Genomic DNA, 11,177 nt, shown 5'->3' with positions numbered 1-11,177 from the left:
CCGCTGGTGGGCCCGGACTTTGCCGTTCGATCCTTGGGTTTTCGGCGGCCGGCTCTGACGCGTGCGGGGTCGATGCGGCGGGCCAAGCTCAGCAGGCGCGCGGCCAGGGCTGGCGGGTCGATCGGGCCGCAGGCCGCCCAGTGCTCGGGCGGCAGGGCGATGCACAGGCCATCGTAGCCGCTGCGGATCTGCAGCACGAGGTGATACAGCGACACCTTCGGCGCGGCCCCCGCGTCCGGGGCGTGCGCGCGCTCCACGCAGCGCTCGATCAGCGCCAGCACGTTGTAGGCCAGCAGCGCCACGCTGAAGCCGAGAAGCGCCGCGCGCGGATGACCGAGGCTCGGGATCTCGCTGCGCAACACGCCCTCCAGACGCTGGAACATGCCCTCGATGCGCCAGCGGTCCCGGTAGGCCTGCGCGATCTGCGCGGCCGTCACCGTGGCCGGCAGGTTGCTCCACAGCCGCAGCACCCGGTCGCCCGCCTGGGTCGGCTGCGCCAGGGTCAGTTCGATGCGCCGCCACGGGACGGCCTGCTCCGGGCCCGACGGCTCCTGGGGTAGATGCTCCTGGGGCGGAGGCTCCTGGGGTGGATGCTCCTGGGGTGGATCGAGCGTGATCGTCTGCTCGCGCAGGCGGCCCGTCTCGGTCCGGCCCGCCGCGTGCCAGTCTCCCGCATCCCGCAGGCGGGGATGGTTGGCGTGCTCGCGCACCACGAAGCTGGCCCCGGCCGCCGCCCAGCCGCGCAGCAGCGCGCCGGGGCAGAAGTGGCGGTCGCCGATCCAGACCTGTCCCGGACCGGCCCGTTCCAGCAGGGGGGCGGCCAGGGCACGCTCGTGCTGGTAGGCGTCCTCGCCCGCCACCAGATCGGTCACCAGGCCGCTGTCGGGATCGTAGACCACCATCGCCAGCCCGGGCAGGGCCGCCCCGCGCACGCCGCGCAGGGCCTTCAGGCGCTTCTGGCTGGCCGGCAGGTGGTTGCCGTCGAGGATCCGGATTGGGATTGCCCCGTTTTTGTGGACGGTTCAGGGGGCTTGGCTGAGCAGGGTCACGGTTGGCGGTTCTGACCCAGTCTTCTGCTCGTAGACGACGGGCGAGCAGTAGCCGAGCGCGGAGTGCCGGCGCAGCGGGTTGTAGAGGGCCTCAATGTAGCTGAAGACCGCCATCCGTGCCTCGGCCTGCGAGCGGAAGCGGCGGCGGGCGAGCAGTTCGCATTCGAGGTTGGAGAAGAAGCTCTCGGCCATGGCGTTGTCGTATGCGTCGCCGACCGACCCCATCGAGGGACGCACGCCCGCCTCCCGGCATCGGTTGCCGAAGGCCAGCGACGTATATTGCGAGCCCTGGTCGGAGTGATGGATCACGTCGCGCGGCTTGCGCTGCGTGACGGCCATCTCCAGGGCATCCAGCACCAGCTCCGAGCGTAAGTGGTTGGCCATCGCCCAGCCGACAATCCGGCCACTGAAGGCGTCGAGCACCACCGCGAGGTAGAGGAAGCCGGCTGCCGTCGGCACGTAGGTGATGTCGGCCACCCACAGCCGGTTCGGAGCCTCGGTTACGAAGTTGCGGTCGACGAGATCGGGGGCCGGCCGTGCCTCCGGATTGCGCCGGGTCGTGGTGGGCCCCCCGCGCCGGTGGCTGGCTCCCACGAGGCCGGCCTCGCGCATCAGCCGGGCGATGCGCTTGCGGGAGTGCCGTACACCCTGCTCACGCAGGTCGGCGTGGACGCGCGGCGCGCCGTAGGTCTCGTGCGAGCCGAGGTGCACGGTGCGGATGCGCTTCAGCAGCGCGGCGTCCGCTACCACCCGCGCCGAGGGCTCTCGCCCCGCCCAGGCGTAGTACCCCGCCTTCGACACGCCGAGCACACGGGCCATCGCCGCGATCGGGAAGTCGGCCTGGTTTGCGCTCATGAACCGGAAGACCCCGACGGCAGGACCCCGGTCTCCCGCGCGATACCTGAGCCGTCGCGCGAGAGAGGATATCGCGCTCCAGCTTCAGCTGTCCGTTCTCACGCCGGAGCCGGACGAGTTCGTCGTGCTCGCTAGTCGTCAGGCCGGGATCGGCCGTCGGCGGCTTGACCTCGGATCGACCCTCGCCGCGGTCGGCCTCGGCGACCCAATTCTGGATGGTCTGGCGCGAGGGCTCGAACTCGCGGGCAAGGTCGGTCGGATCGCGGCCGGCGCGGACCAGATCGACCATCTGCTGGCGGAACTCGGCCGGGTACCGGGAACCGCACCGACGAGAGAACGCCGGCGCACAACCACCCAGAACCGCTTCTCGACTTGCTCTGGGCAGTCCTCGGCGAGGATGCGTCGCTGTGGCCCTACCGGGTCGAGCATTCGCTCGAAGGGCTGGCCCAAGCTCCGGAAACGGCAGCGGATCCAAGGCTTTCCGAGCTTCGCCGGCGCTTGGAGCTGAGGTAGCGAACGACCTGTCTGGATTGAGCGTCGAACCGAAGGTCTGCTTCCTGGCCGAAGGACAAGGTCCGGTAGTGGCCGAAGGCAGATTGATAACTTTCGAGCGAACGACGAAATGCTGCAGACGCCGGCTCCGCTCTTATGTATCAGGCGCGCGTATGGAACCAATTGACTGCTGAACTAGCCGTCACCGTGCAATCTAGATTTCATCGACTTCGGCGAAATTCGTAGCCCTCTACGGCAACTCTGCGAGCAGCCGCATCAGGTCCTTCTGTCGGCGCATCCCGGTCTTGGTGAACAGGCTCTTCAGGTGCGTCCTCACCGTGCTCGGGGCGATGCCGTACCGCGCCGCGACGTCCGCGGGCGAGCCGCCCTCGCTCAGGCCCAGTAGCACGCGCAACTCGGCGCCCGTCAGCCCGAACGTCCGGCCCAAGGCCTCGACGCGGCTCGGCGCGGCGGCCTGATCCTGTACGAAGACCGCCACGCGCATGTGACCGGCCACGACCGCCTTGCGACGGCCGGTGGCAAGCGGCAGAACGCTCAGGATCGCCGTGCCCCCGTCCCGCCGCGGCAACGCCAGTGTCCGCGCGCCGGTCTGCTGCCCGATCCGGCTCAGAGACCAAGCCGCCCCGTCCCCACACCTGTCGCTCCAGGGCTCGACGGTGCCCCGCCGTGCGCGCAGGACATCGCCGGCCGCGAGCAAGCGCTCGCCCGCTGCGTTGGCGTGCACGAGCCCACCGGTGCCGTCGAGGATGAGCACCGCGGTGGAGAGGGCATCGAGGACGTCGGCGAACAGGCCGCGCTCGACCGTCTTGTGATCGATCAGGTCGGCGATGGTGATCGCGCGGCGGACGTGGGGCGCCAGGAGGGCCATGCGAGCCTGCTCCTCCGCGTCGTAGGGGCCGCCTTCCGGACCGCGGGTGAGGCCTATATAGGCCAGACGCGCCTGGCTCTTGATGAGGGCGGTGAGCAGGACGTAGCGGAAGCCCTGCGGCGCCGCCCACTCGCGGTAGATGCGGCTGTGCAGCAACTCGTCCTCCGCGACGAGTTGTTCCGACGTTGCGGGCTCGTCCACCGGGCGTAGGATGAGTTCGTGGCCGAACAGGTCGCAAAGGTGATACTGCTCGCGGTAGAGCGCTTGGTAGTGCTCCGAGATGCCCGCCCAAACGATCGCGCGCTCGGTTCCCGTGACGAAGTCGCTGATCGAGAGCGTGCCGGCCGGGCTGTCGAGGGCGGCCGCGATCTGCTCCAGCGTGCTCGACCAGAGCGCCGGGTCGATCGCGCAGTCGTAGATCTGCTCGATGAGGTGGGACAGCGCGGCGGCGTCCATGGGCGTCGTTCTCGTCGTCAGCCGCATATGTCACAAGCAAACGGGCTGTCGGGAACAGCCGGGATCTGCTCCGGCGTCATCGGCCACGCAACAGATGCGATCGCGCGATTGTCGATTGATGTGATCGGGCGCAGCAGGCAGGCGGCATTCACGCGCGATATCCTCTTGGTGAGGCTGTTCAGGCTCGATCGATTGATCATCGACGGCGCACATAAGGGCTTCGGCGGCTCGAATGTTCCGACACCCAGCACAAATCGAGCCATTGTGTGAATAATCACACACGTTAAACCGCAGGCGCAGCCGAGCACTGAATTGGTGCAGATGCCTCCTCCAAATGAGGGAGGCCGCATCTCGGCAATCCTGCTCATATCGCGACGCGGCACCGATGTAGATGCCGCGACACGCCGTCCTGATGTCGGCAGCCGATCGCAAGGAGACGGACCGATGCGTGCCGTGCAGCTCTTCACGGCTGGCTTCCTGCTGGCCTCCGCCCTGTTCGTGACGACCATGCTCGTCGCCCCGCCGATCTCAGAGGCTGCCGTCGCGTCCGGCGAGACCGCACCGGCGTCCACCCCGCTCGAACTCGTCGGCCCGTAGCGCCGGTCCGATCACCCACGAGACTGCACCGGAGAACGGTTCGTCTCCGGTGGCGTGCCGAGTCGAAGCTGCGCCCGCGACAGCCCGTCGGGGCGCCCACAACCTGGAATGCTCACCATGCCGCCGGACTTTCCGCGTGCCAATCGCTGGGTTGTCCGCGTGGAGGCACCGCCGGATCGAGGTACCGGCGCGGATCTGAAGCCGCCAGCTAACCGATGTGACCGCATCGACCACCTTTCCCGCCACCGCGATGGCGGCACCGCCATCCGTGCCGCTGCCCAATCCATCGGGCGTCATGCTTGAGCCGAGGACCGCCACGTGACCACGAGCCTCTCCGTCCTGGCGGTGCAGGCCAGCGCCTTCACCCTGGGTTGTGCCGCTATCCACGCTGCGCGCAATCATGCCGCTGTCCTGACGCGCTGGCTCACCGGCGCGGCCGCCTTCGCCGCAGCTTTGCTCGTGAGCGGGACGACGATGATCCGGACGCCCGACGATCAGGCCTACTCAGACGAGGTCGCCATCTACGCCGCCATCGCCCACCATCCGCCGCAGACGCGGTAGCCCTTCCCGCAAACTCTCCGCTTCCGAGGAGCCCATGCGTTCGACCATCATCCGCGCCGCGCTCCGAGCGGTCGCCCTCGCCACCTTCGGCGCGCTGGTGCTGGCCGCGCCCGCCGCGCGGGCCTGCGGCGGCTTCGTGGAGGCGCCGATCGCCTGCGACGACCCGAGCCCGAACGGCTTCGCCGCGTGGATGCTGGGGCGCGTCACCAAGGCGGTGGCCACCGACAAGGACAAGGCGCTCGACGAGTTTACCCGGGGCACCGACGGCTTCCGCACCGCCGACACCTACGTGTTCTGCGTCGGCCCGGACGGGACCATGACCGCCCACCCCAGCCCGATCCTGCGCGGCCACGACGTGCGCGACCTGCACGACCGCACCGGCCACTACTTCATCCGCACCATGATGCAGGAGGCCAAGCCGGGGCAGATCTCGGTGATCCGCTACCTGTTCCCGAAGCCCGGCAGCACGGTCGAGGAGCCCAAGACCACCTACTACACCAAGGCCGGCGACCAGACCTGTGGGGTAGGGGTGTACGACGCGGATGCGCAGGCCCCGAAGGCGGCCACGCCCGAGGCGCGGGTGGCGGCCCTGCGAGCCAAGCTCGACGGGCAGATCCCGGCCGCGGCGCGGGCGGACTGGACGGCGTTCCTTGAGGCGCTGAACCAAGCGGGCGATGCCCAGGCCGCGGCGGTGGCCCGCGCCCGCGACAGCCTCAAGGCCGCCGATGCCGCCCTGCGCCCGGACGGCTCGGCGACGTCCGCTGACGAGTAGGAGGGCGCCGGATGCTCGAAGCCGTCGCGCGCGTCCTCGTCTGGCTCGGCCTCGGCGAGATCCTGATGCGGTTGGGTCTCGTCCCCGTGCCCGGCCCCGTGAGCGGCCTCGTGCTGCTCTACCTCGACCTGCTCCGGCGCGGGCATCTGCCCGAGGACCTCGGCCGGCTCGCCGACCGCATGCTCGCGCTGTTCGGCCTGCTCTTCGTGCCCGCTGGCGTCGGGGTGATCGCCCATGCCGACGTGCTGCGCGCCGAACTCGTGCCAGTCCTCGCCGCGGTCATCGGTGGCACCGTCGTCACCCTGCTCGCCACCGTCGCGACGCTGGCGCTGTCCCACAGGTGGGTGCGGCGCGGACGGACCGACGGCGACCGGATCGAGGAGGCCGACGCCCGTGCCTGACGCTCACGCCTGGGCCAGATTGCCCGAGCAGCCTGCGCTCGAAGTCGGCGTCACAGTGCTCGCCTTCCTCTGCGCCGTGCGCCTCGCGCGCTGGAGCGGCAACAACCCGTTCCTCAACCCGACGCTAGTCGCCATCGTGATCGTGGTCGCGCTGATCAACGCCACGGGCGTGTCCTACGCAACCTACCTGCGCGGGGCCGGCTTCATCCAGTTTCTGCTCGCACCCACCGTCGTGCTCCTGGCCGTGCCGCTCTACCGGCAGACGTCGCTGATCCGCGCCTCCGGCGGCCTGATCGCCGCGGCGCTCCTCGTGGGCATGCCGACGGGGGTGCTGAGCGCGGTCGGCATCGCGTGGGCGCTGGGCGCGAGCCAGTCCACGCTGCTGTCGATCGCCCCCAAAGGGGTGACGACGGGCATCGCGATCGGGATCTCGGAGGCGATCGGCGGCGTGCCGGCCCTGACGGCGGTGCTGGTGATCAGCACGGGCATCGTCGGCGCCATCGCCGGGCCGGCGATCCAGCGCTGGCTGCATGTGGAGGACGACCGCGTCACGGGGTTGGCGATCGGCATCGCCGGCCACGGTGTGGGGACGGCGCGCGCGTTGCAGATCAGCGAGGTGGCCGGCGCGTTCGCCGGTCTCGGCATGAGCCTGAACGGCGTACTGACGGGCGTACTCCTCCCCCTGGCGATGCGCGTCTTCTGAGCGGAGCCGACGGGCGCCTCGCCGGCACGTACGGCCGCGAAAAGGCCCGCCGCGGCGATGCCGGGCCGATCAGGAACTGACGCTGCGCTCGCCGGGCGTGCTGCTGCGGTGCAGCCGTCCAGCGAGCGCAGCGGAGCAGTGGTGGCAGCAGTGCCGCAAGCACCTTCGCGATCTCTATCGACGGGTCGGTCTCCGCAAACCGATTGAATGCGGTCCGGGTCTCACCGCTCGCCATCGCGCCCGGGATGGTGACGCCGCTGCGGACGTCGTGTGTGTCAAGCCTGCACGTCTAACGCGAAGATTCAATCCCGATCCGCAACCGCACCCCCCATTTGGGAGAGGCGCCCCCCGAATACTTAAGCTCTTATGGCGCAGAGGCACCAAGGCAGATACCGCGGGGCCATCATTCCAGGATGCGCCCATTTAGACTGCACAGGAGCGAACCCATGCGCACGGTATACATCCTCGCGGCCGGCTTCTTGCTGGCCTCCGCTCTGTTCGTGACGACCATGCTGGTCGCCCCGCCGACTTCCGAAGCCGCCGTCGCGACGGGTGAGACCGCGTCGGCGGCCGCACCGCTCGAACTCGTCGGCCCGTAGCACCGCCCCGACCACCTCTGAACCTGCACCGGAGAACGGTTCGCCTCCGGTGGCGTGCCGAGTCGAAGCCGCGCCCGCGTCGGATGATCCGGGCGCCCGCAACCTGGAACGCTCGTCATGCCGCCAGACCTCCCACGTGCGGACCGTTGGGTCGCGCTCGACGCAATGCGCGGCCTCGCCGCCCTGCTCGTCGTCCTCTACCACCTGCGGTGGGACTGGCACGGCCACAGCCTCGTGCCGGTCCGCCATGGCTTCTACGCGGTCGACTTCTTCTTCGTCCTGTCGGGCTTCGTCATGGCCGCCACTTACGGCGGGATGCGCACGGCCGCCGACCTCGTCCGCTTCGCGGTCAAACGCGCCGGCCGCCTGTTGCCTCTGCACATCGCTGCGCTCGCAGCCTTCGTCGCCTTGGAAGGCGCCGTGGCGCTCGCCGATCGCGCCGGCCTGCCCGCCGGGCGGCAGACCTTCGACGGCTTCACCGGCATGACGCCGCTCCTCGCCCAGGCGACCTTGACCTTCGGGCTGATCCCCGGCCTCGACTGGTTGTGGAATCACCCGTGCTGGTCGATCGCCGTCGAGTTCTGGACCTACATCCTGTTCGGGCTGACCGTGCTGGCCCTGCGGCGGGGGCGCCTCGTCTTGTGGGCGGCCCTGTCCGGCCTCGGCCTGATCGCCGTCGCCGGCACCCCCGAGGGCTTAGCCGCCACCTCGGGGCCGGCGATCTTCCGCTGCCTGCTGTCGTTCTTTCTCGGCACCCTCGTCCACGCGGCCTACGCGGCACTGCGGGGCCGCGGGGCGCGGATCCGAACGGGCACCCAGCTCGCCGCCTGCGCCGCGACCGCCGCCGTCCTGCCTCTGCCGGTCGCGAGCGCGTGGTCCCTCGTCATTCCCTACGTCTTCGCTGGGCTGATCCTGTGCCTTGCATTCGACGAGGGCCGCGTGGCCCGGTCGCTCGGTGCCCGCCCGCTGGTTCGGCTCGGCGAATTGTCGTTCTCGATCTATCTCGTGCACGTGCCGGTCTGGTTCGCGGTCGAGAACGTCCTGCGACTGGGCGCTGGCGTCGGCGCGTCCTGGCTGCTGCCGGACATGGGTGCGACGATCCCGGTGATGGTCTCTCCGCTCGGCTCGGCGCTCGCGGCGGATGCAGTGGTGCTCGCCTACGTCGGCCTCGTGCTCGCGATGTCCGCGTGGACCCACCGCCGGATCGAAGTGCCGGCGCGAAACTGGAGCCGACGGTTCGCGGATCGGATCGCGCCCATCGCGATGCCGGCGATGCCGCGGATCGTCCGGGCCTTGTCCGGCCTCACCCCCCCGGTGATCATCTCGAGATCGAGGACGTCGCAATGATTGCGAGCTTGACCGCACCCGCCACGCAGGTCTGCGCATTCGTCCTCGGCTGTGCCCTGATCCACGCTGCCCGCGCCCATGCCGCCTCCGTGACACACGCGTTGTCGGCCGCAGCCCTGTTCACCCTGCTGATCCTACTTGGGGCCTCCCTCGACCGCGCGGCGGACTGCCCCGACTGCGACGCCATCACCGTCTTCGATGCCGCATGATCGGCACGACTGGGGAGAGTGCCCGTGCTCGGCATATGCGTCACGTCCCTCGTCGCCGGTGCGGCGGTGGCCGCCGCGTCCGGTCGTTCGTCGAGCCCGCGCGGGTTGGAAAACCTGGCCGGCTGCCTGATTGTGGGCGGTCTGTGGTTGCTCGGAATGGAGTTGCCCCTGTTCCGGTGAGCGCGCGGTGCACGGCGCAGCCCCTGCGGTCCGCAGGACGCATCCTGAGGATCGTCCGATGACCTTCGCTGCCTGGAACGTCGCCATCGAAGCCATCTACGCCGCCGCCGCGGCCCCTGGTCTATGGCCAGAGGTGCTGCGCGAGATCGCCGCTTGCTTCGAGGCGACGGGCTCGGTGTTGCTCTACCGGCACGAGGACGGCCGCTTCGGATCGATCGTCTCGCCCAGCCTCGTCCCCTTCTCAGCCGAGTACGGGGAGTGCTGGCAGCACCTCGACGTCCGGGCAGAGCGCGTCTTCCACGCCATCGCCTGCGGCCAACGCGACGTCCAGGCCGATCACCTGTTCTTCACCGAGGCTGAGGCTGCCGAACTTCCGATCTTCCGCGACTTTCTGCACCCGCGCGGCTTCGGGTGGGCGATGTCGGTCCCCGTCTCCCCGTTGCCGGCCGTTCAGGTGATCCTGACGCTGCTGCGTGCTCGGGAGCAACGAGGTTATGATGCCGAAGCCCAGGGCCGGTTGCTGGCGCTCAGCCGGCACGTCGAGCGCGCGCTCGCGCTCTCAATCCGGTTGATGGATGCGGAGGCGGAACGCGACGGTCTCGCGGCCGCGCTCGACCGGGTCGATTGCGGTGTCTTCGTCCTCGGTGGCGACCGCCACCTGCTGCACGCCAACGGGACAGCAGATCGACTCCTCGGGAAAGGGCTGATCGTGAGCGCCGGCCGGTTGCGGGCGACCGACGCGGTCGCGCAGAAGAGCCTGCAAGCGCGCTGCGAGGTTTTGGAGGGGGACGACGTGTCGGGCACTGCCGCCACGGATGCATCCCTGCTCGTTCCGAACGGAGAGCGCGGCCTCATCCTTCAAATCCTGCCGCTGATCTCCTCACTCGGCGTCCCGGCCCTTCAGACGGCGCGGATGATCGTGCTGGCTTCGGACCCCGCGGCCGAACACGCCTTCGATCCCACGGTCGTGCGCGACGCGTTCAAGCTGACCCTCGGCGAGGCGCGTCTGGCGGCCCTGATCGGCGCCGGCACTCCGCCGGGCGAGGCGGCCGACGCGCTGGGCATCACGGAGGGGACAGCGCGCTCGGTGTTGAAGCGGGTGTTCGCGAAGATGGGCGTGTCGCGTCAGAGCGAGATGGCGACGCTGATGGGCAAGCTATTCATGCTGCGCCAGCGGTGAATGGGTGGGCACGACGCCCCCCCACACGAGCGTGAAAAAGGCCCGCCGCGGCGGTGCCGGGCGGGCCGAGGTATGAGCCTGAACCTTGGGAAAGGATCAGGGCGATACGGTTAGCGAGTTCGCATCGAGACCGCCTCCCCCAGATGGGGGACAATGCTGGTGCCTCCCCGATCTCCATCGAAGGGAGGGGCGCTCACCCCCAATGGGCATTCTCATGTGAGGCGGTGCCGTGAGAGCCTTCTGACGTCTCGTATGGGTTCCGATCAGAGTTTCGAGGCGCTCGGTGTCGAGGGTCCCGACCCATTCGAGACGGCCGTGAACGGACCTCGCGCAAATCGGAGTAGGATCGACACTAGAGCCGTTCCCGGCGGCGTTGCGACGGGTTGGCGGTTTGCAGCGTTGAGTGGTGAAGGAGCCATCGATGCCTTCACCGTTGTCTGTCGATCTGCGCGAGCGTGTCGTGGCGGCCGTGGCCGAGGGCGCCTCCTTCCATCGAGCGGCGGCCCGGTTCGGTGTAAGCGTGTCGAGTGCCAGCCGCTGGTCGGAGCGGTTCGCGCAGGAAGGCCACGTCGCGCCCAAGCCGACGCGCGGCGACGATCGTCTTCCGGCCATCGAGGGGCAGGCCGATCGGATCCTGGCCACCTACGAAGCCCGACCCGAGATCTTCCTGCGCGAGTTGCGCGACGCCCTGGCCGCGCAGGGCGTGCAGACCAGCACGAGCGGCCTCTCGCGCTTCTTCGCCCGCCACGGCATCACCCGCAAAACGTATGGCCCGCCCCGTCCGCAAGTGGCTCTGGATCCGCTGGTCTGAGCAGTCTGCATAAACGTATCCGGCCTTTCGGCGGAGCCGTTGGCCAAGATGGAGATCCGCGCATTCCGGGCCTCAT

At 69.5% G+C, this 11,177-nt stretch carries 13 protein-coding genes and 1 pseudogene; 10 read left to right on the top strand and 4 right to left on the bottom strand.

Going from position 1 to position 11,177, the window contains the following annotated elements; all coding sequences use genetic code 11:
• The 4 genes from Q8W71_RS31530 to Q8W71_RS31515 form a co-directional block, all read right to left on the bottom strand.
• Positions 1-941 (bottom strand): transposase (locus Q8W71_RS31530; protein ID WP_305529302.1); only part of this gene is annotated, 941 nt, incomplete at its 3' end.
• A gap of 81 nt (positions 942-1,022) precedes the next feature.
• A protein-coding gene (locus Q8W71_RS31525) for an IS3 family transposase (RefSeq protein ID WP_305529301.1) occupies positions 1,023-2,193 on the bottom strand; the annotation gives its coding sequence in 2 pieces (ribosomal slippage) (positions 1,023-1,946 and positions 1,948-2,193; 1,170 coding nt in all).
• Positions 2,194-2,646: 453 nt separating this feature from the next.
• Positions 2,647-3,741 carry a helix-turn-helix transcriptional regulator gene (locus Q8W71_RS31520; RefSeq protein WP_305529300.1) on the bottom strand — a complete coding sequence of 365 codons (1,095 nt, stop codon included), beginning with the start codon at positions 3,739-3,741 and terminating at the stop codon, positions 2,647-2,649.
• A gap of 17 nt (positions 3,742-3,758) precedes the next feature.
• Positions 3,759-4,109, bottom strand: a complete 351-nt coding sequence (locus tag Q8W71_RS31515; protein ID WP_305529299.1) for a hypothetical protein — start codon at positions 4,107-4,109, stop codon at positions 3,759-3,761.
• A 76-nt stretch (positions 4,110-4,185) separates the two neighbouring features.
• Between Q8W71_RS31515 and Q8W71_RS31510 the strand changes: the two genes are divergently transcribed.
• From Q8W71_RS31510 to Q8W71_RS31465, 10 genes and pseudogenes are all read left to right on the top strand, one after another.
• Positions 4,186-4,338 (top strand): hypothetical protein, encoded by a 153-nt coding sequence (locus tag Q8W71_RS31510; RefSeq protein ID WP_305529298.1) that lies wholly within the window; start codon positions 4,186-4,188, stop codon positions 4,336-4,338.
• A 318-nt stretch (positions 4,339-4,656) separates the two neighbouring features.
• On the top strand, positions 4,657-4,899 hold the full coding sequence (locus tag Q8W71_RS31505; RefSeq protein ID WP_305529297.1) for a hypothetical protein: 243 nt from the start codon (positions 4,657-4,659) through the stop codon (positions 4,897-4,899).
• 34 nt (positions 4,900-4,933) lie between these two features.
• Positions 4,934-5,671 (top strand): cache domain-containing protein, encoded by a 738-nt coding sequence (locus Q8W71_RS31500; protein WP_305529296.1) that lies wholly within the window; start codon positions 4,934-4,936, stop codon positions 5,669-5,671.
• Positions 5,672-5,682: 11 nt separating this feature from the next.
• Complete coding sequence (locus Q8W71_RS31495) at positions 5,683-6,072, top strand: CidA/LrgA family protein (RefSeq protein ID WP_305529295.1); 390 nt, start codon at positions 5,683-5,685, stop codon at positions 6,070-6,072.
• Complete coding sequence (locus Q8W71_RS31490; protein WP_305529294.1) at positions 6,065-6,775, top strand: LrgB family protein; 711 nt, start codon at positions 6,065-6,067, stop codon at positions 6,773-6,775. Before Q8W71_RS31495 ends, Q8W71_RS31490 begins: the two co-directional genes overlap by 8 nt.
• Before the next feature lie 446 nt (positions 6,776-7,221).
• Positions 7,222-7,374 (top strand): hypothetical protein, encoded by a 153-nt coding sequence (locus Q8W71_RS31485; protein WP_305529293.1) that lies wholly within the window; start codon positions 7,222-7,224, stop codon positions 7,372-7,374.
• Positions 7,375-7,491: 117 nt separating this feature from the next.
• Positions 7,492-8,721, top strand: a complete 1,230-nt coding sequence (locus tag Q8W71_RS31480) for an acyltransferase family protein (RefSeq protein ID WP_305529292.1) — start codon at positions 7,492-7,494, stop codon at positions 8,719-8,721.
• On the top strand, positions 8,718-8,930 hold the full coding sequence (locus tag Q8W71_RS31475; RefSeq protein ID WP_305529291.1) for a hypothetical protein: 213 nt from the start codon (positions 8,718-8,720) through the stop codon (positions 8,928-8,930). The genes Q8W71_RS31480 and Q8W71_RS31475 overlap by 4 nt, the downstream gene beginning before the upstream one ends.
• 238 nt (positions 8,931-9,168) lie before the next feature.
• A complete protein-coding gene (locus Q8W71_RS31470) occupies positions 9,169-10,290 on the top strand; it encodes a helix-turn-helix transcriptional regulator (protein WP_305529290.1) in 1,122 nt (373 codons plus the stop codon).
• A gap of 421 nt (positions 10,291-10,711) precedes the next feature.
• A pseudogene (locus tag Q8W71_RS31465) lies at positions 10,712-11,053 on the top strand (helix-turn-helix domain-containing protein); the annotation flags it as partial.
• Between the last annotated feature and the right edge of the window lie 124 nt (positions 11,054-11,177).

Origin of the sequence: Methylobacterium amylolyticum (genome assembly GCF_030700245.1) — a bacterium.
In the GTDB taxonomy this organism is placed as follows: domain Bacteria; phylum Pseudomonadota; class Alphaproteobacteria; order Rhizobiales; family Beijerinckiaceae; genus Methylobacterium.
The sequence above is the reverse complement of the archived record's forward strand: the minus strand, read 5'-3'. Positions and strand labels throughout refer to the sequence as shown.